A 25,512-nucleotide genomic window follows, 5' to 3' on the forward strand; every position below is an offset into this window, starting at 1 on the left:
TCACGTACGGTACATCAGGCACAACCGAGGTCGCTGGTTTGGCTGCCGGTCCCCGGCAGTTCGCGAGCAAGCTCGCTCTCACGCCCTACGGGCAGAATCAAGAGCGGGCTTGTGTATCGCGCATGATCAGGCTGCTTCCAAGGGTTTTACAGCTGGTGCCGGGGGCGTAGCGATACTCTCTGCGCGGGCCCGGAAATGGCGCTTCTGCCCGGAGGGCGTGGGAGCGAACTTGTTCGCGAACTGTCGGGAACCGACAGTGAAACCGTCACGTACGGTACATCAGGCACAACCGAGGTCGCTGGTTTTGCTGCCGGTCCCCGGCAGTTTGCGAGCAAGCTCGCTCCTACGCCCTACGGGCAGAATCAAGAGCGGGCTTGTGTATCGCGCACGATCAGGCTGCTTCCAAGGGTTTTACGGCTGGTGCCGGGGGCGTAGCGATACTCTCTGCGCCGAGCCCAGAAATGGCGCTTCTGCCCGGAGGGCGTGGGAGCGAGCTTGCTCGCGAACTGTCGGGAACCGACAGTGAAACCGTCACGTACGGTACATCAGGCACAACCGAGGTCGCTGGTTTGGCTGCCGGTCCCCGGCAGTTCGCGAGCAAGCTCGCTCCTACGCCCTACGGGCAGGATCAAGAGCGGGCTTGTGTATCGCGCACGATCAGGTCTTCACGCCGCCGGAGCACGCCTCGGATCAGGCTGTTTCCAGGCGTCTGCCGCGCTTTCCTCGATAGCCTGCTGGATCGCACGCTTGCGGTTGTTTTCCGCGCGGCGGGTGAAGAACCAGACCAGGAAGGTCGCCAGTGACACGGCCAGCAGGATCAGGCTCGCCACGGCGTTGATTTCAGGCTTCACACCCAGGCGCACGGCAGAGAACACTTCCATCGGCAAGGTCGTCGAGCCGGGCCCGGAAACGAAGCTGGCGAGTACCAGGTCGTCCAGCGACAGCGCGAAGGACATCATGCCCCCGGCTGCCAGCGATGGCGCGATCATCGGGATGGTGATCAGCAAGAACACCTTCCACGGACGGGCGCCCAGGTCCATTGCGGCTTCTTCGATCGACAGGTCCAGCTCACGCAGGCGCGCCGACACCACCACCGCCACGTAGGCCGCACAGAACGTTGTGTGCGCGATCCAGATGGTCATGATGCCGCGTTCCTGCGGCCAGCCGATCAATTGCGCCATGGCCACGAACAGCAGCAACAGCGACAGACCGGTGATTACTTCCGGCATTACCAAAGGAGCCGTGACCAGCCCGCCAAAGAACGTGCGGCCTTTGAAGCGGCTGATGCGGGTCAGCACAAACGCCGCCATGGTCCCCAGCGCCACCGCAGCAATGGCGGTGTAGCAGGCGATTTCCAATGAGCGCATCACCGAGCCCATCAGTTGCGAGTTGTCCAGCAGGCCGACGTACCACTTCACCGACCAGCCGCCCCAGACCGTCACCAGTTGCGAGGCGTTGAACGAGTAGATGACCAGAATCACCATCGGCGCATAGATGAACAGCAAACCCAGCACCAGCATCAGGTTCGAGAATCGAAAGCGGTTCATGCCTTGCCCTCCAGTTCTTTGGCCTGACTGCGGTTGAACAGGATAATGGGCACGATCAGCACCAGCAGCATGATGACCGCCAGCGCCGAAGCAACCGGCCAGTCACGGTTGTTGAAGAATTCCTGCCATAGCACGCGGCCGATCATCAGGGTTTCCGGACCGCCGAGCAGCTCGGGAATCACGAACTCGCCCACCACCGGAATGAATACCAGCATGCAGCCGGCGATCACGCCGTTCTTGGACAGCGGCACGGTGATTTTCCAGAAGCTGTTGAAGGTGCTCGAGCCTAGGTCGGAGGCGGCTTCCAGCAGGCTGGTGTCGTGCTTCACAAGGTTGGCGTACAGCGGCAGGATCATGAACGGCAGGTAGGAATAGACCACGCCGATGTACACCGCCAGGTTGGTATTGAGGATCTGCAGCGGCGCGTCGATCAGCCCCAGCCACATCAGGAATGCATTGAGCAGCCCGTTGTTGCTGAGAATGCCCATCCAGGCGTAGACACGGATCAGAATCGCCGTCCAGGTCGGCATCATGATCAGCAGCAACAGCACCGTTTGCAGGTCCTTGCGCGCGCTGGCAATGGCATAGGCCATCGGATAGCCGATCAGCAGGCACAGCAAGGTGCTGATGAAGGCCATCTTCAGCGAGCCCAGATAGGCCGAAACGTACAGATCGTCGCCGCTGAGCAAAGTGTAGTTGGCGAAGTTGAGGACCATCTGCAGCTTTTCGTCGGCGTAGCTGAAGATTTCGGTGTACGGCGGGATCGCGACGTCGGCGTCGGCGAAGCTGATCTTGAGCACGATCAGAAACGGCAGAGCAAAGAACAGGAACAGCCAGAGGAACGGCACGCCGATGACCATCTGCCGCCCGTTGGGCTTTATGCGCTCGAACGCGCGCTTGATCTTGCGGATTTTCATGAGCGCAGTACCACGCCGCTGTCGTCTTCCCACCAGACGTAGACTTCATCGCCCCAGGTAGGCCGTGCGCCCTGACGCTCGGCGTTGGCGACGAACGACTGCACCAGCTTGCCGCCCGGCAGCTCGACGTAGAACACCGAATGACCACCCAGATAGGCGATGTCGTGGACCTTGCCGCGCGACCAGTTGTATTCGAAGCCTGGCTGCTCGGTGGTGATCAGCAGTTTCTCCGGACGCAGTGCATAGGTGATGTGCTTGTCTTCCACCGACGTACTGACGCCGTGGCCGACATAGATATTGCGCTCCAGCTCGGGGCTGCGGATCAGCGCATGGGCTTCCATGTCTTCGATCACGTCACCCTCGAACAGGTTGACGCTGCCGATGAATTCGCAGACCAGACGGCTGGTCGGGGTCTCGTAGATGTCGATCGGGCTGCCGATCTGCGCGATCCAGCCCAGGTGCATGATCGCGATGCGCTCGGCCATGGTCATGGCCTCTTCCTGATCGTGAGTCACCATCACGCAGGTCACGCCAACGCGCTCGATGATCTCCACCAGCTCCAGCTGCATCTGCGAACGCAGTTTCTTGTCCAGCGCGCCCATCGGCTCGTCGAGCAGCAACAGCTTGGGCTTTTTGGCCAGTGACCGGGCCAGAGCAACGCGTTGACGCTGACCGCCGGAGAGCTGATGCGGCTTGCGCTTGGCGTACTGGGTCATCTGTACCAGCTTGAGCATTTCTGCCACACGGGCTTCGATTTCCGGCTTGCCCAGCTTGTCCTGCTTGAGGCCGAAGGCGATGTTGTCCGCCACGGTCATGTGCGGGAACAGCGCATAAGACTGGAACATCATGTTGATCGGGCGTTCGTACGGCGGCATGTCGGTGATGTCGACACCGTCGAGGTAGATGCGCCCCTCGGTCGGCCGTTCGAACCCGGCCAGCATGCGCAGCAGTGTCGATTTGCCGGAGCCAGAGCCGCCAAGCAGGGCGAAGATCTCGCCCTTGTTGATCTGCAGGGACACATCGTCCACAGCGATCGTCTCGTCGAACTTTTTCGTGACCCGATCAATCTTGACCAGCACCTCTTTGGGTTGCTGACCGCCTTCGATGGCTTTCTTGTAGGCGCCGGAGGCAACTGCCATGGGTGAAACTCCCAACAGGTAGGCAACCCGGCCCATATGGCCGGGTGCTGGATTTTTATTTGCCCGACTTGACCTTGGTCCAGCTGCGGGTCATCAGACGTTGCACCTTGGGTGGCAACTCGCTGTTCACGAACAGGCGGTCCAGCACTTCCTGAGGCGGATAGACCGCTTCATCGGTACGGATGCTCTGGTCCATGAACTCGCCGGAGGCGGGATTGGGGTTGGCGTAACCGACTTCATCGCTGACCTTGGCGATCACCTTGGGGTCGAGCATGTAGTTGATGAAGGCACTGGCCGCCTTGATGTTCTTCGAGTCCGCCGGGATCGCCAGCATGTCGAACCACAGGTTACCGCCCTCTTTCGGAATGCTGTAGGCGAGCTTCACGCCCTTGCCCGCTTCTTCTGCACGGGCCTTGGCCTGGAACACATCGCCCGAGAAACCTGCGGCAACGCAAATGTCGCCATTGGCCAGGTCGGTGATGTATTTGGACGAGTGGAAATAGGTCACGTAAGGACGAATCGCCAGCAGCTTGGCTTCGGCCTTTTTGTAATCGGCTTCCTTGGTGCTGTTGGGGTCCAGCCCCATGTAGTTGAGCACCGCTGGCAGCATTTCATCGGCGGAGTCGAGAAACGCTACGCCGCAGCTGGAGAGCTTCTTGATGTTCTCCGGCTCGAACAGCACGGCCCAGGAGTCGATCTTGTCGACGCCCAGTGCCGCCTTGACCTCCTCGACGTTGTAACCGATGCCGTTGGTACCCCACAGGTACGGCACGGCGTACTGGTTACCCGGATCGTTCTTCTCCAGGCGCTTGAGCAGCGCCGGGTCGAGATTCTTGTAGTTGGGCAACAGCGACTTGTCGAGTTTCTGGAACGCACCGGCCTTGATCTGCTTGCCGAGGAAGTGATTGGACGGCACCACCACGTCATAGCCTGTGCGTCCGGCCAGCAGCTTGGCTTCCAGGGTTTCGTTGGAGTCGAACACGTCGTACATCGGCTTGATGCCGGTAGCGGCTTCGAAGTCGGCCAGGGTGGTCTTGCCGATGTAATCGGACCAGTTATAAATATGCACGGTGGACTCAGCCTGGGCACTGATCGACAGTGTCAGCCCGGCAGCCGCCAGCAAGGCTTTGGAAAGAATAGAAATAGACAAATAATGAGTCCTTTTAACAGAGGGGCCTGAGCGCCGGAGGGCGTCCCGAAAACCAAACCGGCGCGCAACTTACCGTCTATGCGTCCAACCAGCAAAGGTTTAGGCGATATTCCTGTCTACTGGATGTTGCGCGGCCGAGGCTACGCAGCATCCACAGGTTTGATGACAGGCTTATTTACCCGATTTTATCTTGGTCCAGCTGCGGGTCATGATCCGCTGCGTGGCAGCAGGCAGATCAGCGATTGCATACAGTTTGGCCTGGACGTCGGCAGGTGGATAAACGCCAGGGTCACTGGTGATTTCCTTGTCGACCAGCGCCGTAGCCGCCGCGTTACCGTTCGGGAAACGTACAGCGTTGGTGATCTCGGCCATGATTTCCGGCTTCATCAGGAAGGTCATGAACTTGTAGGCACCCTCGACGTTCTCGGCATCCTTGGGAATGGCGACCATGTCGTAGAAGCTGCCGGCGCCTTCTTTCGGAATGTTGTAAGCAACTTTGACCTTGCCACCGGCTTCGGCAGCGCGGGACTTGGCCTGATAGATATCACCCGAGTAGCCGACCGCTACACAGATGTTGCCGTTGGCCAGATCCGAGATGTACTTGGACGAGTGAAAATAGCCAATCGACGGACGAATCTTCAGGAACAACGCTTCAGCTTCGGCGAGCTGCTTCTTGTCCTGAGAGTCGGTCGGGTAGCCCAGGTAATGCAGGGCGATCGGCAGCATTTCGGTCGGCGAGTCGAGGAAGCTGATGCCGCACGACTTCAGCTTGGCAGCGTTCTCCGGCTTGAACAGCAGGTCCCAGGAATTGACTGGCGCGTCAGCACCCAGAGCGGCCTTGACCTTGTCCGGGTTGATGCCGATACCGATCGAACCCCACATGTACGGGAATGCGTGCTTGTTATCCGGGTCGCTGACCGACACGGCCTTGAGCAGCGACTCGTTGAGGTTCTTCCAGTTTGGCAGCTTGGACTTGTCCAGCTCCTGATAAACGCCTGCCTTGATCTGCTTGGCCAGGAAGTTGTTGGACGGCACGACGATGTCATAGCCGGATTTGCCCGCGAGCAATTTGGCTTCGAGCGTCTCGTTGCTGTCGAAAACGTCGTAGACCACCTTGATGCCCGATTCTTTCTCGAATTTGGCAACGGTGTCCGGCGCGATGTAATCGGACCAGTTATAGACGTGCAGCACTTTGTCATCGGCCTGCGCAACAGTGGCCACAACGCCCATCAGTGACAGCGCGAGAAGGGTCTTGCCAAATTTTTTCATGCGTAGCTCCAATGTATTTTTATCACTGACCGTCAGTTAGCGGCGTGTAGCCATTAGTCTGGCAACTTCCTGGGCAGGCTTTCAAGCCGAAGCCCCTCAAACAATGCACATTGCGCTTGAATCGACGCTTTTTTGGCATTTTCAGCCCTGCAACACCGCCAGCGTCAGATCCAGGCATTTGCGCGCCTTCTCTACCAGCTCATCGACTTGCGCAAAACTGATCACCAGCGGTGGAGCAATGATCATGGTATCGCCCACAGCCCGCATGATCAGGCCATTGTCGAAGCAGAAGGTTCGACAGATCATTCCCGCGCCCTTGTCGGTATAGCGCTCGCGGGTGGCCTTGTCCTTCACCAGTTCAATGGCCCCGAGCAACCCGACACCGCGGACTTCGCCCACCAGCGGATGATCGCTCAACTCACGCAAACGCTTTTGCAAATACGGTGCCGTTTCCGACCTGACCCGTTCGACGATCTTCTCTTCGCGCAGGATACGGATGTTCTCCAGCGCCACCGCGGCAGCCACCGGGTGCCCGGAGTAGGTAAAGCCATGATTGAAATCGCCGCCCTCATTGAGCACCGCGACGATTTCATCGCGCACGATCAGGCCGCCCATCGGCACGTAACCGGAGGTCAGTCCTTTGGCGATGGTCATCATGTCCGGCTTGAGGCCATAGAAATCGCTACCGAACCACTCACTGGTACGCCCGAAGCCACAAATCACCTCATCGGCGGCGAACAGGATGTCGTAGCGGGAGAGGATTTCCTTGATCTTCGGCCAGTAGGAATCAGGCGGGACGATCACACCGCCTGCGCCCTGGATCGGCTCGGCAATGAACGCACCGACGTTCTCGACGCCCAGCTCGAGAATTTTCTTCTCCAGTTGCTCGGCAGCCCAGATGCCGAACTCGTCCGGCGTCATGTCGCCGCCTTCGCCGAACCAGTAAGGCTGGGGAATGTGCACCACCCCTGGAATCGGCAGATCGCCTTGCTCGTGCATGTACGTCATGCCACCCAGACTCGCACCGGCGACGGTGGAGCCGTGGTAGCCATTGACACGGCTGATGATGGTTTTCTTGTTCGGCTGGCCTTTCAGCGCCCAGTAATGACGAACCATGCGCAGCATCGTGTCATTGCCTTCAGAGCCAGAACCGGTAAAGAACACATGGCTCATGCCCTGCGGTGCAATCTCGGAAATGGCCTTGGCCAACTCCAGCACCGGCGGGTGGGCGGTCTGGAAAAACAGGTTGTAGTACGGCAGCTCGCGCATCTGTTTGCTGGCTGCGTCGGCCAGTTCTTCGCGGCCATAACCGATGGCCACGCACCACAGCCCGGACATGCCATCGAGGATCTTGTTGCCCTCGCTGTCCCACAGATAAACGCCCTCGGCACGGGTGATGATGCGCGGGCCTTTCTCTTTCAATTGTTTGTAGTCGCTGAACGGTGCCAGGTGATGCTCGCTGCTCAGGGCCTGCCATTCGAGGGTTTGCGGGTTGTTGGCACTCATGCAGCACTTCCTTTGATCAGGTCAGTTGGCAGAGCGCCGCGCCTCAACTGCGGCGGCGCTCTGCGTGATCAGACGGCGAAAAGCAGGAATTCCCGCTCCCACGAACTGATCACGCGCTTGAAGTTTTCATGCTCGGCGCGCTTGACCGCGACGTAACCGATGATGAATTTCTTGCCCAGGTATTTTTCGATGGTCTTGCTGTTTTCCATACGCTCCAGCGCGTCTTCGATGGTCAACGGCAGACGCAGATTGCGTCGCTCGTAACCGCGCCCGACCACCGGTGCGCTCGGGTTGATACCTTCGACCATGCCGATGAAGCCGCACAGCAGACTGGCGGCGATGGCCAGATAAGGGTTGGCATCCGCACCCGGCAGACGGTTTTCCACGCGACGGTTCTGCGGCACGGCATCCGGCACACGCAGGCCGACGGTGCGATTCTCTTCGCCCCACTCGACATTCACTGGCGCCGAGGTGTCGGGCAGAAAGCGTCGGAACGAGTTGACGTTGGGCGCGAACAGCGGCAACAGCTCGGGGATGAACTTCTGCAGGCCACCGACGTGGTTCAGAAACAGCTCGCTCATGGTCCCGTCTTCATTGGAGAAGATATTCTTGCCGGTCTCGATGTCGATGATGCTCTGGTGCAAGTGCATGGCACTGCCTGGCTCGCCGGTCATCGGCTTGGCCATGAAGGTCGCCGCGACATCGTGCTTGAGGGCGGCTTCGCGCATGGTGCGCTTGAACACCAGAATCTGATCGGCCAGCGACAGCGCATCACCGTGCCGGAAGTTGATCTCCATCTGCGCCGTGCCGTCCTCGTGGATCAGCGTGTCCAGGTCCAGGTTCTGCAGTTCGCACCAGTCATAGACGTCTTCGAACAGCGGATCGAACTCGTTGGCCGCTTCGATCGAAAACGACTGACGGCCCGTTTCAGGACGCCCGGAGCGCCCGATCGGCGGCTGTAGCGGGTAGTCAGGGTCGTCGCTACGCTTGGTCAGGTAAAACTCCATCTCCGGCGCCACGATGGGCTGCCAGCCCTGATCGGCATAGAGCTTGAGAACCTTCTTCAGCACGTTGCGCGGCGACAGCTCGATGGGGTTGCCTTGCTTGTCGTAGGTGTCGTGGATCACCTGTGCAGTGGGCTCGACCGCCCAGGGCACCAGATACACCGCGTTCTGATCGGGGCGGCAGATCATGTCGATGTCTGCCGGGTCCAGCAGCTCGTAGTAGATATCGTCCTCTACGTAGTCACCGGTCACCGTCTGCAACAGCACGCTCTCAGGCAGACGCATGCCTTTTTCAGCGATGAACTTGTTGGTCGGCGAGATCTTGCCGCGCGTGATCCCGGTGAGGTCGGACATCATGCATTCGACTTCGGTAATCTTGTGTTCTTTCAACCAATCGGTGAGCTGGTCGAGGTTGGTACTCATAAATACCTCAGGGTTTTATTGTCCTGATCGTGATCAGGCGTTCCAGACGCATCGGCGTCATGATGTACAACTCGTTTCGGCAGACGCCGAATAGGGGTAAGGTGACAGCTGCGGGGCCGGATTTCCAGACGGCCGCGGTCACACTGACGATGCCGTTATAGTGGTAATGTCCAGCGTTGAGCGTAGAGCAGACTGGCTTCGATAGCCGTTCAGGGATGTCGCAAAGTGTGGCAGCCCACCACGAGCACCGAGATCACAGGCATGATGGGCGCCGTACGGACTTGATAGCCGCGTGTCGACCAGGGAAAGGTGAAGCATGGGACCCCCGCTAGTGTTGCTCTACTGGGTTGCGATCGAGCTTAGCCTCGTTCATTTTTTTATACAACAAGCCGTTAAGAATAGAAGACAGGCCGCTCTAGCTCGTATTTAACAACGGTCAAAAACGGAATTAAACGCCCTAAATAGCAGCAAAAAAGGCCATTTGGCGCAGTTTTAGGGCAAAAAAAGGCTCTATTGACTTCATCATGGCTTTCGGATTGACTGAGATCCGCAATCATTGATGATTGATATTTTTAACAACAAAGGTGTTGCATCATGTCGGTACCCCCGCGTGCCGTTCAGCTTAACGAAGCGAACGCGTTCCTTAAGGAACATCCTGAGGTTCTGTACGTTGACCTTCTGATTGCAGATATGAATGGTGTGGTGCGTGGCAAACGCATCGAACGCACCAGCCTCCATAAGGTTTACGAGAAGGGCATCAACCTGCCTGCCTCTTTATTTGCTCTGGATATCAATGGCTCCACGGTGGAAAGCACCGGCCTGGGCCTGGACATCGGTGATGCTGACCGAATCTGTTATCCCATCCCCGACACCCTGTGCAACGAGCCATGGCAAAAGCGCCCTACTGCGCAATTGCTGATGACCATGCACGAACTCGAAGGCGATCCGTTTTTCGCCGACCCGCGTGAAGTATTGCGCCAGGTCGTCGCCAAATTCGACGAAATGGGCCTGACTATCTGCGCAGCGTTCGAGCTGGAGTTCTACCTGATCGATCAGGAGAACGTGAACGGTCGCCCACAACCGCCGCGCTCGCCGATCTCCGGCAAACGCCCGCATTCGACACAGGTCTACCTGATCGACGACCTCGACGAATACGTCGACTGCCTTCAGGACATCCTCGAAGGTGCGAAGGAACAAGGCATTCCTGCTGACGCCATCGTCAAGGAAAGCGCCCCGGCCCAGTTCGAAGTCAACCTGCATCACGTCGCCGACGCGATCAAGGCGTGCGATTACGCCGTATTGCTCAAGCGCCTGATCAAGAACATCGCCTACGATCACGAGATGGACACGACCTTCATGGCCAAGCCCTATCCGGGTCAGGCGGGTAATGGTCTGCACGTTCACATTTCGATTCTGGATCGCGACGGCAAGAACATCTTCACCAGCGAGGATCCCGAGCAGAACGCCGCATTGCGTCACGCAATCGGCGGTGTGCTCGAGACCCTGCCGGCACAAATGGCTTTCTTGTGCCCGAACGTCAACTCGTATCGCCGGTTCGGTGCGCAGTTCTATGTGCCCAACTCGCCGACCTGGGGTCTGGATAACCGCACGGTCGCCGTTCGCGTACCGACCGGCACCGCCGATGCGGTACGTATCGAACACCGCGTTGCTGGTGCCGATGCCAACCCATACCTGGTGATGGCTTCGGTCCTGGCGGGCGTGCACCACGGCCTGGTCAACAAGGTCGAGCCTGGCGCCCCGGTAGAAGGCAACTCGTACGAACAGCACGAACAAAGCCTGCCGAACAACCTGCGCGATGCATTGCGCGAGCTGGACGACAACCCGGTGATGGCCAAGTACATCGACCCGAAATACATCGACATCTTTGTGGCGTGTAAAGAGAGCGAGCTGGAAGAGTTCGAACACTCCATCTCCGACCTCGAGTACAACTGGTATCTGCATACGGTCTGATTGAGGCTGAGCAACACAAAACGCCGCAAAGCCTTTAGCTGTGCGGCGTTTTTGTTTGGTGTGTATCCCGACGCTTATCGATCCTCACGCTCCAGCGTGGGAGCGATAATCGTTTGGCAACGACAGCGATTCATCCCGTTGTAATCCCTTACAATGCCCGCAGCCCAACCAAGAGCCACGCCCATGACCCGCGCCGCCACGCCTCGCAAACCTCAAGCACGCAGCCAGGCCAGAATCGATTCGATTCTCGACGCCGCGCGCACGCTGCTTGCCGAACAAGGCGTGGCCAGTCTGTCGATCTACAGCGTTGCTGAGCGAGCCGGCATTCCACCCTCGTCGGTGTACCACTTCTTCGCCAGCGTCCCCGCGCTGCTTGAAGCACTGACCGCCGACATCCACGCCGCCTTTCGCGCGTCGCTGCAGGCCCCCATCGATCACGACCAGCTCACCACCTGGCGCGACCTGTCACGCATCGTCGAGCTGCGCATGCTGGCCATCTACAACGCCGACGCCGCCGCTCGCCAATTGATCCTCGCCCAGCACGGCCTGACTGAAATCAACCAGGCCGACCGCCAGCACGACATTGAGCTGGGGCAGCTGATGCTTGAGGTATTTGATCGCCACTTCCAGTTGCCCGCACTGCCGGACGATGTCGACGTGTTTGCGCTGGCCATGGAGCTGGGGGATCGGGTGTATGCGCGGTCGGTGCAGTTGCATGACGAGATCACACCGCGCATGGCTGAGGAAGGGATGCGGGTGTTTGATGCTTATTTGGGGTTGTATTTGCCGGTGTTTTTGGTGAAGAGAGCCGATTGAGAATTACGACTGAGTGGATTTATTTTTTTCTCTCGGGTTCTGTAGACACTTAGCCTGGTCCCTTTTTTCTCGCTTCAATGCTGTGACCTGATTGGCATAGGTGGTTGGATTATAATTATCAGTACCTTTAATACTGGACATATAATTCATCTTCTCTTGAAAATAGTTAATTCTTGTAGCAAACGCTTCAGTTTCCAGCTTGCCATCAATATAGACAGGACTATCAGGCTTAGGCTTTTTAATACCAGCGGTTTTAAGTGCAGCATAATATTTTTGGCGTGCACTCCTCACGGCAGGATCTCTGCTGGCAAAGCCTGTTTGATAGCCTCCTCGTCTTCTACTCGGCCTCGATGAAGCTGCTTTACTACCATTGGATGGGGCCAACGAATTTAATTTTGTAGTTGAGCCCGCTGAAATGACATCGCCAATACCACCCGATGAAGTTGCCGCGCTTGACGAAGCAATCGGCGAAGGGCTGGATAAAGTAGCGGGGAGCCAGACGGTCCAGCGGGTCGTAGCGATACGTGCACAGCACTGTCTGGTCGGGGGAGGTCATGGCAGTTGTTTCACATAGAACCAGCCGTCAGCATCCAGCAAAACCGATACGTCGCCTACCTCGCATAACTGCTAGGTAAAAAGCAAAAAAACCCGGAGGGTCAGGACCGTCCGGGGTGTTTTTTGCCCATCGTTTACAGCTTGGCGATGGAGACTTCAGTGGACTTCACGAAGGCGATGACTTCGCTGCCGACGACCAGCTCCAGCTCCTTGACCGAGCGGGTGGTGATGACCGAGGTCACGACGCCCGATGCGGTCTGTACATCGATTTCCGACAGTACGTCGCCGTGGACGATTTCCTTGATGGTGCCTTTGAACTGGTTGCGAACGTTAATGGCTTTGATAGTCATGGCATGTCTTCCTTTGGGGATCAGGGTTAATTTGCCCAGCGCAATTGCGTGGGCAGTGGCGAAAACGGCTCCGGGTCAGGCGGCGAACCCGGCAGGGCCAGCACGCGGTTGAGCACTTCGGCCTCCAGCGCTGCGAGGCGATGCGAACCACGAACACGCGGGCGTGGCAGGTCGACCAGCAGATCGAGACCGATCTGCCCTTCTTCGATCAGGATCACCCGGTCGGCAATGGCCACGGCCTCGCTGACGTCGTGGGTTACCAGCAACACCGTGAAACCATACTGGCCCCACAGTTTTTCGATCAGTTGCTGCATTTCGATCCGGGTCAGGGCATCCAGCGCGCCCAACGGCTCATCGAGCAACAGCAGGCGCGGCTTGTGAATCAGCGCGCGAGCCAGGGCAACGCGCTGCTTCTGGCCACCGGACAATGCGGCAGGCCATTCATTGGCGCGCTCGGCAAGGCCGACGGCCTCAAGCGCTTCAAGGGCCTGCGCCCGCCAGTCGCCGCTTAGGCCAAGGCCGACGTTGTCGATGATCTTTTTCCAGGGCAGCAAGCGCGCTTCCTGAAACATCAATCGCGTGTCTTCGCGGGCATCGTCCAATGGCGCAGAGCCTGCAAGTAGCTGGCCCTGCGTCGGTTTGTCGAGGCCGGCGAGCAGGCGCAACAGGGTGCTTTTGCCGCAACCGCTGCGGCCGACGATGGCGACGAACTGACCCGCAGGGATGTGCAGGTCGATGTCCTTGAGCACTTCGCGGGCGCCGAACGCTTTTTTCAGCTTGCGTACCGCCAGCGGGATGCCACGCAGCAAGTGTGGAGGTTGCTGTTTCAGACTGGTCATGCGGCACCGCCTTTGCTCACTTGATAGGCCGGGTGCCAGCGCAGGCAGACACGTTCCAGGCCCCGCGCCGCCAGATCGGCCAGCTTGCCGAGTACGGCGTACAACACAATGGCCAGCACCACGACGTCGGTCTGCAGAAATTCCCGTGCATTCATCGCCAGGTAGCCGATACCGGAGCTGGCGGAAATGGTTTCCGCGACGATCAGCGTCAGCCACATGAAGCCCAGCGCAAAGCGCACGCCGACCAGAATCGAAGGCATGGCACCCGGCAGGATCACATGACGGAACAGGCTGAAACCTGACAGGCCGTAGCTGCGGGACATTTCTACCAGCGCCGGATCGATGTTGCGGATGCCGTGGTAGGTGTTCAGGTAAATCGGGAACAGAGTGCCCAGTGCGACCAGGAATATCTTGGCGGTCTCGTCGATGCCGAACCACAGGATGACCAGCGGAATCAGCGCCAGGTGCGGCACGTTGCGAATCATCTGCACCGAGCTGTCCAGCAGACGCTCACCCCATTTGCTCAGGCCGGTGATGAAGCCCAGCGCCAGACCGATGCCGCCGCCAATGGCAAACCCGATCCCGGCGCGCCAGCCGCTGATCGCCAGATGCGTCCAGATTTCGCCGCTGGCGACCAGGTTTATGCCCGCTTCGATGACCGCGCTGGGTGCGGGCAGAATGCGTGTGGATAACCAGCCGGCGCTGACTGACAGCTGCCAGACTGCCAACAACAGGACTGGAAGTGCCCAGGGCGCCAGTCGGTGAATGATGCGTTGCGAAGCACTGAGGCTCATGGAGTTGTCTCCTCGAAGGGCCTGACGATCACTGTGCTTGAGCAACAGCAGCAGGAGGTGTCCAGACCACATCAGCAATGCTGAGCGGCTTCGGAATCAGCTTGAGCTGGTAGAAGGTGTCAGCGATTTTCTGCTGTGCCGCCACCACCGGCGGGGTAAGGAACTGCGCGCCGTAGCCCTGCCGCTTCACGGAAGTCAGGGTGATGTCGGCCGGCAGCCCCAGCAACGGCGCGACCTGTTGGGTCACTTCATCGGGGTTGGCCTTGGACCACTCGCCCACCGCTCGGACCTCTTCGACCAGTGCCTGAATCACCTTGGGGTTTTTCTGCGCGTACGGCTTGGTGGCAAGATAGAACTGATGGTTGTCGACAATGCCGGTGCCGTCTTTCAGGGTTCGCGCCTGCAATTGCTTTTCAGCAGCGGCCTGGTACGGGTCCCAGATGACCCAGGCATCCACGCTGCCGCGCTCGAAAGCGGCACGCGCATCGGCCGGAGGCAGGAAGACGGTCTGGATATCGGTGTATTTCAGACCCGCATCTTCCAGCGCCTTGACCAGCAGGTAATGGACGTTCGAGCCCTTATTGAGGACGACTTTCTTGCCCTTCAGGTCTTTGACCGAAGTAATCGGGGAGTCTTTGGGAACCAGGATGGCTTCACTGGTCGGTGCTGGCGGCTCGTAGGCCACATACAGCAGGTCCGCGCCCGCGGCCTGAGCGAAGACCGGCGGCGTTTCGCCTGTTACGCCGAAGTCGATAGAACCGACGTTCAGGCCTTCAAGCAACTGAGGGCCACCGGGGAACTCGGTCCACTGGACTTTAACGCCCTGCTCGGCCAGGCGTTTTTCCAGCGAGCCCTTGGCCTTGAGCAGCACCAGCGTGCCGTACTTCTGGTAACCAATGCGCAGATCTTCCGCCTGAGCCTGAGTGACCGCACCAAGAGCGACCGCAGCAGCAAACAGCGCGACAAGGCTTCGACGCAAAATGACAGTGCGCATATGCGCTCCTTTACCTATTTGGGGTGGTCCCCTGCTCGACCGCTGAGGAACGAGCAAGGTGGGAATAGGCACGACATTAACAGCCCTTTTTTATATCTATAAATCTTATTTATTCATTTAGTTATTCCATAAATGAATATAAAGAAAATGCCGTTGCCTGCCCCCTCCGGACCTGTGACGCAGAGCGTCACGACATGCATTCCTACGCTGGAGCGTGAGGAACGATAATCTCGACTATCGTGCCCATGCTCCGCTTCCGCAATTGACGAAGCGACGCAGCAGGCGGCTGTGAGGAAGGAATAAAAAAGGGCCGATAGATCGGCCCGAATAACCCCACGCTTGGTAGATCGGAAATCAGCGGTTTGGCTGTGGTGTCAGGCGCAGATAAGGCGTGACCGCTTTATAGCCCTTGGGAAAGCGTTGTTTGATCTCGGCTTCATCCTTGATCGACGGCACGATCACTACGTCATCGCCGTCCACCCAGTTGGCGGGCGTGGCAACCTTGTAGTTGTCGGTCAATTGCAGGGAGTCGATGACGCGCAGAATCTCGTGGAAGTTACGCCCGGTGCTGGCCGGATAGGTAATCGTCAGACGCACCTTCTTGTTCGGATCGATCACGAACAGCGAGCGCACAGTCAGCGTGTCGTTGGCATTGGGGTGAATCAGGTCGTACAGGTCGGAAACTTTGCGATCAGCGTCGGCAAGAATCGGGAAGTTGACCAGGGTGTTTTGCGTGGTGTTGATGTCGTCGATCCACTTGATGTGCGAATCAACTGGGTCCACCGAGAGCGCAATGGCTTTCACGCCGCGCTTGGCGAACTCGTCTTTCAGTTTGGCAGTGAAGCCCAGCTCTGTGGTGCACACCGGCGTGAAGTCAGCCGGATGAGAAAACAACACACCCCAGCTGTCACCGAGCCATTCATGAAAACGTATACGCCCCTCACTGGATTCCTGTTCGAAATCAGGGGCGATGTCGCCAAGTCGCAGTGTCATGGTGTTGCTCCTTGTCTGTATCGGGTAAGCCTTGGTATAGCACTACTGTGCGCCCTGTCGAGAGAAGTTAAAAAGAATAAATAATGCGCCCAATAGACCTGTCAGGAATATCAAAAAACAGGCAAAAGAAACCCCGCACGGGGCGGGGTTCCTTCAAACCTCAATACACTTACATGAAGTTGTAGGTGTAGTTGAAGATCAGACGGGTTTGGTCGGTGTTGGTCGAGTTGTTCAGGTCGCCATCGGCACGGTAAGTACCGTGACGCAGGGTGGTGCCGAAACCTTTCATCGGACCGCTCTGGATCACGTAGTCAACACGCATGTCGGTTTCCCACTCGGAGTATTCTTCTTTACCGGTAGTGCGATCACGAATGTCGTCTGCGTGCAGGTAAGCGATGGCTGCTTTCAGGCCTGGAACACCCACCTTGGCGAAGTCATACGAGTACTGACCGAACGTGGTGTTTTCACCCGCGCGGTTGAAGCCGTTGATCATCGAGTCAGTGAACAGGTAGAAGCTCGAACCGCCGTTGCCTTCAAGACTCGAAGTGCTGGTGCCGTTCTTGGTGACGTTGCCCTGGTTCAGGAAAACCATGCCGCCGTCATCGCCAATCTGCTGATGGCCAACCATGAACGCATGGCCGCCCAGGGCGTAGGTGAACATGGCGGACCAGGTGGAGTTATCCACTTCGCCAGCGTTCTTGGCATAACCGTTGTTGTTGTTGAAACGGTAGCCGGTTGCTGCGTCGCTGTTCTTGCCGTCAGAGCTGCTGTTGAAATAACGCAGGTCAGTCTTGAAGGACTGGTTGGCGTCGATTTGGTAAACGTGCACCAAACCGAGGAAGTGTTGCTTGTAGAAGTCTTCCAGATTTGCGTAGTAGTACTGCAGGGTCAGGTCTTTGGTGACTTTCCAGTCAGCACCGGCGAAGCGGAACTGATCGGCAGTCTCGGAAGCGCCGGCAATGGACAGGTCAGTCCAGTTGCTCGAAGCACGGCCGATGGATTTGTTCAGCTGACCGGCAGTGAAGGTGACGTTGTCCAGATCCTTGGAAGTCAGGATGCCGCCCTGGAAAGCCTGAGGCAGAAGACGACCATCGTTGCTGACCAGAATTGGCAGGTTAGGTGCCAATGCGTTACCGACTTTCAGCTCGGTTTTCGAGAAGCGTACCTTGCCGTTGGCGCCCAGACGGCTCCACTCGCTGACAGCAGAACCGTCGCTGTCGGTAGGCAGAATGCCGCCGTTCGCTGCAGGACCGTGGTTGCCACGGCCGCCATCAAGGTGAACACCGACCAATCCCTGGACGTCCAGACCAAAACCGACAGTACCCTGAGTGAAGCCCGACAGGTAGTCGAATTTCAGGCCAGTGGCCGTCTCACGGTTGTTGTGGGTAGTGCCTTCGCGGAAATCGTTGTCAAAATACAGGGTACGAGAACTGACGGACGCTTTACTGTCTTCCAGGAAACCAGCTGCGCTGGCCTGCTGAGCCAATACACCAACGGTGACGGCCAAAGCCAGGGTGGACTTCTTCATTACTACGCTCCTCGTGAATCTAATTTTTTATATCCATGGTGCCGGGCTTGGCCCTGACCCACGGATTAGCGATAGGCGACAGTCCCGATCCGAGATCAATGGATTCTGTTCGCCCTGACTTTTGACTAGACCGCTTTGGTCGATGCCAACACGTCGGTGCAATGCTTTTATGCGCTGAAGAAACCGTTGCTGGAATCTTGAGAACATCCAGTCATTTGTCACAACTCGTGTCAGCAAAGACGTCACGGAGTGTATCGACCTGACTACCCATTTCCCAAAACTTATTTTGGTACCGTTCGTCAGATCTATCGTTTTCGTGCCCCCGACCGGAAAAACGCACCTTCACCGGCCTCGATCCCCGCCAGCAGAGTGCTGATGCAAAACTGGCGAAAGCCTTGTATTACGGGAACTTCGGGGAGATTAGTCAGTTAATGTGACAGTTGTCATCACTTTGACGGCGCACCGTGTTCAAGCACAAAAATTTTTTTTCACTTTGCTTTTTTGGGCCATTTTCAAGCGTTTTTCGGACTTCAGAGCCGTCCTTCACTGTAGTCCATGTGAACAAAAAGGCAATTCTGGTGTCGGGCACCATGGCAGCCAGCCGATTGGCCAATGCGCAAACGGCTCATTTGTGCACGTGAGGGGCACCGATCCATCATCGAGTTCGGATGGACGAGTGCATCAGTATGGGTTTCTGCACGCTAGTGGTGCGCAAATTGAGTGCGCTTCTGGAAAACCGGAAGGCTGGAACGTGTACTGCGTTATCAAGGATGAACGACGCGGCACTACAACTCCGCTCTATAGCCAAATCACTTCCGGCACACGAGCAACATGTATAAATATTTATAATTCAAAGAGTTATGAGTTGCAGGAATAAAGCATGGCCTCACGTAGTGAGGATCCGCTTCTCACGCGAACACGTTTTTTCTGAAACGATTTGAAAACTGGCACGCCCCCTGCAATAGGTATTACATCACCAGTTTTGGGGACCTTGGTACAGGCAGGCCGGGGATTCCCCTCTTTTATTCCTCCCGGAGACTGACCTCCAGTCTCCAGCGCCCGTCCACCTTCTCAGTGCGCCAGTCGCCGTGAAGCGGACGGGCTGCCAGGAGCGTCAGCACCAACCCCTTCTCTCCTCGTTCCACCTTCCAGCGCGCAACCCGATTGTCGAACCTCAGTTGGCCCGTCCACGGCTGTCCTGACGCATCGACGTTGACTACCACTGCACCATCGACTGTCGCGCCGCGATACTTCGGTTCTTCGTTGAACCAGAGCGCCAGACCGGCAGGCAATTCTTCGATCTGCTCCAGCTCGACCGGATCAGGCTGCTGCAGGCGGCCGATAATGGTGCCCACGGTAAACCCGACAATCGCCATGGAACCAAGAACACGCGGCCATAGCTTCGGCCTCGGGTCCTCTTCAAGGGTAGAATGCATCACGTCCTTTCGTTCGGAGCCGTGCATGTTTCACGTCATCCTTTTTCAACCAGAAATTCCGCCGAATACCGGCAATGTCATCAGGCTATGCGCCAACAGTGGCTGCACCCTGCATTTGATCGAACCCTTGGGTTTCGAGCTGGACGACAAGCGCTTGCGCCGTGCCGGGCTCGATTATCACGAGTATGCCACGCTGCAGACACATGCTGACCTGGCAAGCTGTCTGGAGAAGATAGGCAACCCGAGGTTGTTTGCCTTCACCACCAAAGGCTCTCGGCCTTTTCATGATGCGAGCTTTGAGCCAGGCGATGCCTTTCTGTTCGGCCCGGAGAGCCGTGGCCTGCCCGCCGATATTCTCGACTCGCTGAGCAGCGAGCATCGTCTGCGGCTGCCCATGCGTGAAGGCTGCCGTAGCTTGAACCTGTCCAACACGGTGGCCGTGGCTGTCTATGAAGCATGGCGTCAACACGGGTTTGCCTAGACCGAGCGGCCATGCACAAAAAAGCGCCCCGAAAGGCGCTTTTTGTTTGCAGCGGTAACGCTTACTGAACAGTCGGCGTTTCGCCAGCTTCCTGCATGCGCTGCAGTTCTTGCGCGTACAGGGCGTCGAAGTTCACCGGAGCCAGCATCAGCGCAGGGAACGAGCCACGTACGACCAGGTTGTCGATGGCTTCACGAGCGTAAGGGAACAGGATGTTCGGGCAGAACGCACCGAGGGTGTGGCTCATTGCGCCGTCGTCCAGGCCCTTGATCAGGAAGATACCGGCTTGTTGCACTTCAACGATGAAGGCAACTTCGTCGCCATTGTTGACGGTCACGGACAGGGTCAGTACGACTTCGTAGAAATCGCCTTCCAGCTGCTTCTGACGGGTATTGAGGTCCAGGCTGACGGTCGGCGTCCACTCCTGGCGGAAGATCGCCGGGCTTTTTGGCGCTTCGAACGACAGGTCGCGAACGTAGATACGCTGCAGGGAGAATTGTGGGCCGTTTTCTTCGTTGGCAACGGCGTCGTTGTTCGGTTGATCGGTCATCTCGGATCCTTGTCAGATTAGGCTGAAAGATTAAGGGGTATCAGGCCAGCAGCGCATCGAGCTTGCCGGCACGCTCCAGAGCAAACAGGTCATCGCAGCCGCCCACGTGGGTCGAGCCGATCCAGATTTGCGGTACGGAAGTACGACCGGCCTTCTTGGTCATTTCGGCACGCAGCTGCGGCTTGCCGTCGACCCGGATTTCCTCGAAGGCCACGCTTTTGCTCTGCAGAAGCTGTTTGGCACGTATGCAATACGGGCAGTAGTCGCTGGAATAGACGATGACTTGAGCCATGTTCACTTCACCAGAGGAAGGTTATCGCCGCGCCAGCTGGAAATGCCGCCGGACAGCTTGGCCGCCTTGAAGCCGGACTTGAGCAGCTCGCGGGCGGTGGTGCCGGCATGCTGCCCCATTGCATCGACTATGATCAACGTCTTGTCCTTGTATTTCTCCAGTTCGGCGGTACGGGTCAGTACCTTGTCCTGCGGGAAATTCAGGGAGCCGACGATGTGCCCTGCGGTGTAATCCTTTTTCGAGCGCACGTCGATGACCACACCCTGATCGCTGTTGACCAGCGCGGTCAGCTCGCGAGTGCTCAGGCTGGCGCCGCCCTTGCTCATTTCGTAAGCAATCAGCAGTCCCAGCAAAATGACGAAGGCACCGGTGATCAAATAGTGGTTAGTGGCGAATTCAAGCAGGTGAGCAACCATCAGTAGGTTCCAGGGCGTTAAAATGTCGGCCAGTATACACAGCAGCCAAGGTCGGCCAAAGTCCGTACGGCGGTGACGCCGTTTGAACTTGTCCTTAAAATGCCGTTCCCTTGTACTTTGTTCATCTCTTTATCCAATCAGCATCGAGTGGGTTCTATGACTGCCACGCCAAAACCTCTGGTTCTTATCATCCTGGATGGCTTCGGACACAGCGAAAGCCACAAGGGCAATGCCATTCTGGCCGCGAAGATGCCGGTCATGGATCGCCTCTACCAAACCATGCCCAATGGCCTGATTTCCGGGTCGGGCATGGATGTCGGTCTGCCGGACGGGCAGATGGGCAACTCCGAGGTCGGGCACATGAACCTGGGTGCCGGGCGCGTGGTGTATCAGGACTTCACTCGGGTGACCAAAGCGATTCGCGATGGCGAGTTCTTCGAGAACCCGACCATCTGCGCCGCTGTGGATAAAGCTGTCAGCGCCGGCAAGGCCGTGCACATCATGGGCCTGCTCTCCGATGGCGGCGTGCACAGCCACCAGGACCATCTGGTGGCGATGGCGGAACTGGCGGTCAAACGCGGCGCAGAAAAAATCTACCTGCACGCCTTCCTCGACGGTCGCGACACGCCACCGCGCAGCGCGAAGAAATCCCTTGAACTGATGGACGCAACCTTCGCCCGCCTGGGCAAAGGCCGTACCGCCACGATCGTCGGCCGTTACTTCGCCATGGACCGTGACAACCGCTGGGACCGGGTTTCGTCTGCCTATAACCTGATCGTCGACAGCACCGCCGATTTCCACGCAGACAGCGCCGTTGCCGGGCTCGAAGCCGCCTACGCACGCGACGAGAACGACGAGTTCGTCAAAGCCACCCGCATCGGCGAAGCCGCCCGCGTGGAAGATGGCGACGCGGTGGTGTTCATGAACTTCCGCGCCGACCGCGCCCGTGAACTGACCCGTGTGTTCGTCGAAGACGATTTCAAGGACTTCGAGCGCGCCCGTCAGCCGAAGGTCAACTACGTGATGCTGACCCAGTACGCGGCCAGCATTCCTGCGCCGTCCGCTTTTGCTGCGGGCAGCCTGAAAAACGTGCTGGGCGAGTATCTGGCGGACAACGGCAAAACCCAGCTGCGCATCGCCGAAACCGAGAAATACGCCCACGTTACGTTCTTTTTCTCCGGCGGGCGTGAAGAACCGTTCCCGGGTGAAGAGCGCATTCTGATCCCGTCGCCGAAAGTCGCCACCTACGACCTTCAGCCTGAGATGAGCGCACCGGAAGTGACCGACAAGATTGTCGATGCCATCGAACATCAGCGTTATGACGTGATCGTCGTCAACTACGCCAACGGCGACATGGTTGGCCACAGCGGGATCATGGAAGCCGCGATCAAGGCTGTGGAATGCCTGGACGTGTGTGTCGGGCGCATCACCGAGGCGCTGGAGAAAGTTGGTGGTGAGGCGCTGATTACCGCCGACCACGGCAACGTCGAACAGATGACCGACGACGCCACCGGACAGGCGCATACTGCGCACACCTCCGAGCCGGTGCCGTTCGTTTATGTTGGCAAACGTCAGCTGAAAGTTCGCCAAGGCGGCGTTCTGGCCGATGTCGCGCCGACCATGCTGCATCTGCTGGGCATGGAGAAACCGCAGGAAATGACCGGCCACTCGATCCTCGTGACCGAGTAACCCGGTAAAAACCGGCCTTTAGCCATTAGGCAAGGCCGGTTTTTTATGTTTCAGGCCTCAAAGCAGTGGCTGCGAGGCGTTTTTTTTGCAGCGCATGGCGGGCATACTAGGCCTGACATTTTTTCTCACAATTCCTCGGTATCGCCCACCCACATGCTTCGCGCCTTGATTGCCCTTGCTCTGATCTGCCTGCTCAATCCGGCGTTTGCCGAAGACGAGCGTGTGCAAACCCAAAAACAGATAGATGCTGCGCGTCAGGATGTGGCGGAGCTGCAAAAAGTCCTGGGCAAGCTTCAGGAAGAACGTGCAGGCGTCCAGAAAGATCTGCGCACCACTGAAACCGAAATGGGCAAGTTGGAAAAGCAGGTCGAGGTCCTGCAAAAGGAACTAAAAAAGACCGAAACCGAGCTGCAAAAGCTCGACAGTGAAAAAAAGAAACTGAACAGCGCCCGCGTTGAACAGCAACGCCTGATCGCCATCCAGGCCCGCGCCGCTTACCAGAGTGGCCGCCAGGAGTACCTCAAGCTATTGCTCAACCAGCAACACCCCGAGAAGTTCGCACGAACCCTCACGTATTACGATTACCTGAGCCAGGCGCGCCTGGAGCAGCTACGCAACTTCAATGAAACCCTGCGCCAGCTGGCCAATGTCGAAAAAGACATCGACCTGCAACAGGCCCAACTGCTGGTGCAGAAAAGCAGTCTGGACAGCCAGAGCGAAGAACTGGCCAAGGTTCGCCAGGAACGTCAGCAGGCGCTGGCCAAGCTGAATCAGGACTACAAGGCCCGCGATCAGAAAATGCAGGCCCGTCAGCAGGATCAGGCCGATCTGGCCAAAGTCCTCAAAACCATCGAAGAAACCCTGGCCCGCCAGGCACGGGAAGCCGAAGAAGCTCGCCAGAAGGCGCTGGTTGCCGCCCGCGAGGCGGAAGAGAAGCGTCAGCGCGAAGCTGAAGCCGTCGCCCGCAATAACAGCAGCAACAGCAGTAGCAAAAGCGATGATGAACCGGCACCGCGTCGCCCGGTCAAAGCCCCCGGCGCAGTCGTTTCCAGTGCCGGTGTTTCCTATGGCGGACCTTTTGCACAGGCCAAGGGAAAACTTCCATGGCCTATCGATGGTCGACTGCTTGCGCGTTTCGGTGAAGCCCGCGGTGATGACGAACGTACCAAATGGGACGGCGTCATGATCAGCGCCGCAGCCGGAAGCCAGGTACGTGCCGTGCATGGCGGACGAGTGGTGTTCGCCGACTGGTTGCGCGGTGCCGGGCTTCTGGTCATTCTCGACCATGGCAACGGTTATCTGACCCTTTACGGGCATAACCAGAGCCTGCTCAAGTCGGCAGGTGACATTGTAAAAGCCGGTGAAGCGATTTCCACGGTCGGCAATAGTGGCGGTCAGGACACGGCAGCGTTGTACTTTGCTATTCGTCAGCAGGGTCGCCCCAGCGATCCGGCCCAATGGTGCCGCACTCAAGGATAAGTCGGCGTCAATATTTGTAGGAGTTCGTTAGACATGCTGCATTTGTCCCGCCTCACCTCGCTGGCCCTGGCAATTGCCATCGTTATCGGCGCGCCTCTGGCGCAAGCTGCCGAAAAGACCGCGCCAGCCACGCCTGCAGCAGTCTCGCCCGCCAAAACCAATGCCACCGCAAAGCCACCGCTGCCGCTCGACGAGTTGCGCACCTTTGCCGAGGTCATGGACCGGGTCAAGGCGGCCTACGTGGAGCCGGTCGACGACAAGACCCTGCTGGAGAACGCCATCAAAGGCATGCTCAGCAACCTTGATCCGCACTCTGCCTACCTCGGCCCGGAAGATTTCCAGGAGCTGCAGGAAAGCACCAGCGGCGAGTTCGGTGGGCTGGGCATCGAAGTCGGCGTCGAGGACGGTTTGGTCAAGGTGGTCTCGCCCATCGACGACACACCGGCGTCCAAGGCTGGCATCGAGGCAGGCGACCTGATCGTAAAGATCAACGGCACGCCGACTCAGGGCCAGAACATGCAGGAAGCGGTCGACAAGATGCGCGGCAAGATCGGCGAAAAGATCACCCTGACGCTGGTTCGCGATGGCGGCACCCCGTTTGACGTGATCCTGGCGCGGGCAACCATTCAGGTCAAGAGCGTCAAGGCGCAGATGCTGGAAAATGGCTACGGCTATATCCGCATCACCCAGTTCCAGGTCAAGACCGGTGACGAAGTCGGCAAGGCGCTGGCCAAATTCCGCAAGGACAACGGCAAGAAGATGAGTGGCCTGATTCTCGACCTGCGCAACAACCCGGGCGGCGTGCTGCAATCGGCGGTGCAGGTGGCGGATCACTTCCTCACCAAGGGTCTGATCGTCTACACCAAAGGCCGCATCGCCAACTCCGAACTGCGTTTCTCGGCAGACCCGGCGGACGCTAGCGAAGGCGTGCCACTGGTAGTGCTGATCAACGGCGGCAGCGCCTCGGCATCGGAAATCGTTGCCGGCGCCCTGCAAGACCAGAAGCGCGGCATCCTGATGGGCACTGACACCTTCGGCAAAGGCTCGGTGCAGACTGTCCTGCCGCTGAACAACGATCGCGCCCTGAAGATCACCACCGCGTTGTATTACACGCCGAACGGCCGCTCGATCCAGGCCCAAGGCATCAACCCGGACATCGTGGTACGCCGGGCCAAGGTCACCAACGAAGCGGACGGCGAGAACTACAAGGAAGCCGACCTGATGGGTCACCTGGGCAATGGCAACGGCGGCGCAGACAAACCGACCGTCAAGAGTGGCGCAGCCGCCAAGGCGCGTCCGCAGGATGACGACTTCCAGCTCAGCCAGGCACTCAGCCTGCTCAAAGGGCTGAGCATCACCCGCGGCAACTGACGG

24 protein-coding genes are annotated in these 25,512 nt (G+C 58.2%); 6 read left to right on the forward strand and 18 right to left on the reverse strand.

Annotation, left to right across the window (positions count from 1 at the left end; all coding sequences use genetic code 11):
• Window positions 1–665 precede the first annotated feature (665 nt).
• The 7 genes from JOE39_RS18260 to JOE39_RS18290 all read right to left on the reverse strand — a co-directional run bounded on the left by JOE39_RS18260 (window position 666) and on the right by JOE39_RS18290 (window position 8,955).
• A complete protein-coding gene (locus tag JOE39_RS18260; protein ID WP_003394422.1) occupies window positions 666–1,547 on the reverse strand; it encodes an ABC transporter permease subunit in 882 nt (293 codons plus the stop codon).
• Window positions 1,544–2,464: an ABC transporter permease subunit gene (locus JOE39_RS18265; protein ID WP_210078518.1), complete on the reverse strand. Its 921-nt coding sequence runs from the start codon at window positions 2,462–2,464 to the stop codon at window positions 1,544–1,546. The genes JOE39_RS18260 and JOE39_RS18265 overlap by 4 nt, the downstream gene beginning before the upstream one ends.
• Window positions 2,461–3,603 (reverse strand): polyamine ABC transporter ATP-binding protein, encoded by a 1,143-nt coding sequence (potA, locus tag JOE39_RS18270; protein ID WP_003394418.1) that lies wholly within the window; start codon window positions 3,601–3,603, stop codon window positions 2,461–2,463. The genes JOE39_RS18265 and potA overlap by 4 nt, the downstream gene beginning before the upstream one ends.
• 55 nt (window positions 3,604–3,658) lie before the next feature.
• Window positions 3,659–4,753 (reverse strand): polyamine ABC transporter substrate-binding protein, encoded by a 1,095-nt coding sequence (locus JOE39_RS18275; RefSeq protein ID WP_210078517.1) that lies wholly within the window; start codon window positions 4,751–4,753, stop codon window positions 3,659–3,661.
• 171 nt (window positions 4,754–4,924) lie between these two features.
• Window positions 4,925–6,022: a polyamine ABC transporter substrate-binding protein gene (locus JOE39_RS18280; RefSeq protein WP_032660144.1), complete on the reverse strand. Its 1,098-nt coding sequence runs from the start codon at window positions 6,020–6,022 to the stop codon at window positions 4,925–4,927.
• Window positions 6,023–6,163: 141 nt separating this feature from the next.
• Window positions 6,164–7,528 (reverse strand): aspartate aminotransferase family protein, encoded by a 1,365-nt coding sequence (locus JOE39_RS18285; protein WP_210078516.1) that lies wholly within the window; start codon window positions 7,526–7,528, stop codon window positions 6,164–6,166.
• A 68-nt stretch (window positions 7,529–7,596) separates the two neighbouring features.
• Complete coding sequence (locus JOE39_RS18290) at window positions 7,597–8,955, reverse strand: glutamine synthetase family protein (protein WP_002555767.1); 1,359 nt, start codon at window positions 8,953–8,955, stop codon at window positions 7,597–7,599.
• 594 nt (window positions 8,956–9,549) lie between these two features.
• Here JOE39_RS18290 and JOE39_RS18295 point away from each other — a divergent pair.
• Window positions 9,550–10,926 carry a glutamine synthetase family protein gene (locus JOE39_RS18295; protein WP_003413528.1) on the forward strand — a complete coding sequence of 459 codons (1,377 nt, stop codon included), beginning with the start codon at window positions 9,550–9,552 and terminating at the stop codon, window positions 10,924–10,926.
• A gap of 183 nt (window positions 10,927–11,109) precedes the next feature.
• Window positions 11,110–11,742, forward strand: coding sequence for a TetR/AcrR family transcriptional regulator (locus JOE39_RS18300; protein WP_010406564.1), 633 nt, complete (start codon window positions 11,110–11,112; stop codon window positions 11,740–11,742).
• A 3-nt stretch (window positions 11,743–11,745) separates the two neighbouring features.
• Here the strand turns inward: JOE39_RS18300 and JOE39_RS18305 are convergent, their stop codons facing one another.
• The 8 genes from JOE39_RS18305 to JOE39_RS18340 form a co-directional block, all read right to left on the reverse strand.
• Window positions 11,746–12,126: a hypothetical protein gene (locus tag JOE39_RS18305; protein ID WP_210078515.1), complete on the reverse strand. Its 381-nt coding sequence runs from the start codon at window positions 12,124–12,126 to the stop codon at window positions 11,746–11,748.
• 305 nt (window positions 12,127–12,431) lie between these two features.
• Complete coding sequence (locus JOE39_RS18310) at window positions 12,432–12,647, reverse strand: TOBE domain-containing protein (RefSeq protein WP_002555770.1); 216 nt, start codon at window positions 12,645–12,647, stop codon at window positions 12,432–12,434.
• 26 nt (window positions 12,648–12,673) lie between these two features.
• Window positions 12,674–13,486, reverse strand: a complete 813-nt coding sequence (gene ssuB, locus JOE39_RS18315; RefSeq protein WP_003427335.1) for an aliphatic sulfonates ABC transporter ATP-binding protein — start codon at window positions 13,484–13,486, stop codon at window positions 12,674–12,676.
• A complete protein-coding gene (gene ssuC, locus JOE39_RS18320) occupies window positions 13,483–14,280 on the reverse strand; it encodes an aliphatic sulfonate ABC transporter permease SsuC (RefSeq protein ID WP_003394402.1) in 798 nt (265 codons plus the stop codon). Before ssuC ends, ssuB begins: the two co-directional genes overlap by 4 nt.
• A 28-nt stretch (window positions 14,281–14,308) precedes the next feature.
• Window positions 14,309–15,274: a sulfonate ABC transporter substrate-binding protein gene (locus tag JOE39_RS18325; protein ID WP_003342194.1), complete on the reverse strand. Its 966-nt coding sequence runs from the start codon at window positions 15,272–15,274 to the stop codon at window positions 14,309–14,311.
• Between the two features lie 354 nt (window positions 15,275–15,628).
• A complete protein-coding gene (locus JOE39_RS18330; RefSeq protein ID WP_003318285.1) occupies window positions 15,629–16,267 on the reverse strand; it encodes a peroxiredoxin in 639 nt (212 codons plus the stop codon).
• A gap of 169 nt (window positions 16,268–16,436) precedes the next feature.
• Entirely contained in the window at window positions 16,437–17,795 is a 1,359-nt protein-coding gene (locus tag JOE39_RS18335) for an OprD family porin (protein WP_003342199.1), read from the reverse strand.
• 1,022 nt (window positions 17,796–18,817) lie between these two features.
• Window positions 18,818–19,258 (reverse strand): hypothetical protein, encoded by a 441-nt coding sequence (locus JOE39_RS18340; RefSeq protein WP_116818083.1) that lies wholly within the window; start codon window positions 19,256–19,258, stop codon window positions 18,818–18,820.
• Between JOE39_RS18340 and trmL the strand changes: the two genes are divergently transcribed.
• Window positions 19,257–19,712 carry a tRNA (uridine(34)/cytosine(34)/5-carboxymethylaminomethyluridine(34)-2'-O)-methyltransferase TrmL gene (gene trmL, locus JOE39_RS18345; RefSeq protein ID WP_002551469.1) on the forward strand — a complete coding sequence of 152 codons (456 nt, stop codon included), beginning with the start codon at window positions 19,257–19,259 and terminating at the stop codon, window positions 19,710–19,712. The genes JOE39_RS18340 and trmL overlap by 2 nt on opposite strands.
• Before the next feature lie 61 nt (window positions 19,713–19,773).
• Here trmL and secB read toward each other — a convergent pair whose 3' ends face one another.
• The 3 genes from secB to JOE39_RS18360 are packed head-to-tail and all read right to left on the reverse strand — an operon-like array spanning window position 19,774 to window position 20,970.
• Window positions 19,774–20,262, reverse strand: coding sequence for a protein-export chaperone SecB (gene secB, locus JOE39_RS18350; protein ID WP_003372189.1), 489 nt, complete (start codon window positions 20,260–20,262; stop codon window positions 19,774–19,776).
• 40 nt (window positions 20,263–20,302) lie between these two features.
• Window positions 20,303–20,554 (reverse strand): glutaredoxin 3, encoded by a 252-nt coding sequence (gene grxC / locus JOE39_RS18355; protein WP_002551467.1) that lies wholly within the window; start codon window positions 20,552–20,554, stop codon window positions 20,303–20,305.
• Window positions 20,555–20,556: 2 nt separating this feature from the next.
• The gene (locus JOE39_RS18360) at window positions 20,557–20,970 is read right to left on the reverse strand and encodes a rhodanese-like domain-containing protein (protein WP_003318290.1); all 414 of its coding nucleotides are present in this window, start codon (window positions 20,968–20,970) and stop codon (window positions 20,557–20,559) included.
• A 156-nt stretch (window positions 20,971–21,126) separates the two neighbouring features.
• On the opposite strand from JOE39_RS18360, the gene gpmI reads away from it, so the two are divergent.
• The 3 genes from gpmI to JOE39_RS18375 all read left to right on the forward strand — a co-directional run bounded on the left by gpmI (window position 21,127) and on the right by JOE39_RS18375 (window position 25,509).
• Entirely contained in the window at window positions 21,127–22,659 is a 1,533-nt protein-coding gene (gene gpmI / locus JOE39_RS18365) for a 2,3-bisphosphoglycerate-independent phosphoglycerate mutase (protein ID WP_003427331.1), read from the forward strand.
• Window positions 22,660–22,812: 153 nt separating this feature from the next.
• Complete coding sequence (locus tag JOE39_RS18370; RefSeq protein ID WP_003427330.1) at window positions 22,813–24,138, forward strand: murein hydrolase activator EnvC; 1,326 nt, start codon at window positions 22,813–22,815, stop codon at window positions 24,136–24,138.
• A gap of 33 nt (window positions 24,139–24,171) precedes the next feature.
• Window positions 24,172–25,509, forward strand: a complete 1,338-nt coding sequence (locus tag JOE39_RS18375) for a S41 family peptidase (RefSeq protein ID WP_210078514.1) — start codon at window positions 24,172–24,174, stop codon at window positions 25,507–25,509.
• Window positions 25,510–25,512 lie beyond the last annotated feature (3 nt).

Source organism: Pseudomonas sp. PvP100 (assembly GCF_017833055.1).
Taxonomy (GTDB): domain Bacteria; phylum Pseudomonadota; class Gammaproteobacteria; order Pseudomonadales; family Pseudomonadaceae; genus Aquipseudomonas; species Aquipseudomonas syringae.

What these genes read in the sequence shown, in the direction of transcription:
- JOE39_RS18260 (WP_003394422.1), bottom strand. Translation starts at nt 1,547, where the DNA reads ATGAACCGCTTTCGATTCTCGAACCTGATGCTGGTGCTGGGTTTGCTG.
- JOE39_RS18265 (WP_210078518.1), bottom strand. Translation starts at nt 2,464, where the DNA reads ATGAAAATCCGCAAGATCAAGCGCGCGTTCGAGCGCATAAAGCCCAAC.
- potA (WP_003394418.1), bottom strand. Translation starts at nt 3,603, where the DNA reads ATGGCAGTTGCCTCCGGCGCCTACAAGAAAGCCATCGAAGGCGGTCAG.
- JOE39_RS18280 (WP_032660144.1), bottom strand. Translation starts at nt 6,022, where the DNA reads ATGAAAAAATTTGGCAAGACCCTTCTCGCGCTGTCACTGATGGGCGTT.
- JOE39_RS18285 (WP_210078516.1), bottom strand. Translation starts at nt 7,528, where the DNA reads ATGAGTGCCAACAACCCGCAAACCCTCGAATGGCAGGCCCTGAGCAGC.
- JOE39_RS18290 (WP_002555767.1), bottom strand. Translation starts at nt 8,955, where the DNA reads ATGAGTACCAACCTCGACCAGCTCACCGATTGGTTGAAAGAACACAAG.
- JOE39_RS18295 (WP_003413528.1), top strand. Translation starts at nt 9,550, where the DNA reads ATGTCGGTACCCCCGCGTGCCGTTCAGCTTAACGAAGCGAACGCGTTC.
- JOE39_RS18300 (WP_010406564.1), top strand. Translation starts at nt 11,110, where the DNA reads ATGACCCGCGCCGCCACGCCTCGCAAACCTCAAGCACGCAGCCAGGCC.
- JOE39_RS18310 (WP_002555770.1), bottom strand. Translation starts at nt 12,647, where the DNA reads ATGACTATCAAAGCCATTAACGTTCGCAACCAGTTCAAAGGCACCATC.
- ssuB (WP_003427335.1), bottom strand. Translation starts at nt 13,486, where the DNA reads ATGACCAGTCTGAAACAGCAACCTCCACACTTGCTGCGTGGCATCCCG.
- ssuC (WP_003394402.1), bottom strand. Translation starts at nt 14,280, where the DNA reads ATGAGCCTCAGTGCTTCGCAACGCATCATTCACCGACTGGCGCCCTGG.
- JOE39_RS18325 (WP_003342194.1), bottom strand. Translation starts at nt 15,274, where the DNA reads ATGCGCACTGTCATTTTGCGTCGAAGCCTTGTCGCGCTGTTTGCTGCT.
- JOE39_RS18330 (WP_003318285.1), bottom strand. Translation starts at nt 16,267, where the DNA reads ATGACACTGCGACTTGGCGACATCGCCCCTGATTTCGAACAGGAATCC.
- JOE39_RS18335 (WP_003342199.1), bottom strand. Translation starts at nt 17,795, where the DNA reads ATGAAGAAGTCCACCCTGGCTTTGGCCGTCACCGTTGGTGTATTGGCT.
- trmL (WP_002551469.1), top strand. Translation starts at nt 19,257, where the DNA reads ATGTTTCACGTCATCCTTTTTCAACCAGAAATTCCGCCGAATACCGGC.
- JOE39_RS18340 (WP_116818083.1), bottom strand. Translation starts at nt 19,258, where the DNA reads ATGCACGGCTCCGAACGAAAGGACGTGATGCATTCTACCCTTGAAGAG.
- secB (WP_003372189.1), bottom strand. Translation starts at nt 20,262, where the DNA reads ATGACCGATCAACCGAACAACGACGCCGTTGCCAACGAAGAAAACGGC.
- grxC (WP_002551467.1), bottom strand. Translation starts at nt 20,554, where the DNA reads ATGGCTCAAGTCATCGTCTATTCCAGCGACTACTGCCCGTATTGCATA.
- JOE39_RS18360 (WP_003318290.1), bottom strand. Translation starts at nt 20,970, where the DNA reads ATGGTTGCTCACCTGCTTGAATTCGCCACTAACCACTATTTGATCACC.
- gpmI (WP_003427331.1), top strand. Translation starts at nt 21,127, where the DNA reads ATGACTGCCACGCCAAAACCTCTGGTTCTTATCATCCTGGATGGCTTC.
- JOE39_RS18370 (WP_003427330.1), top strand. Translation starts at nt 22,813, where the DNA reads ATGCTTCGCGCCTTGATTGCCCTTGCTCTGATCTGCCTGCTCAATCCG.
- JOE39_RS18375 (WP_210078514.1), top strand. Translation starts at nt 24,172, where the DNA reads ATGCTGCATTTGTCCCGCCTCACCTCGCTGGCCCTGGCAATTGCCATC.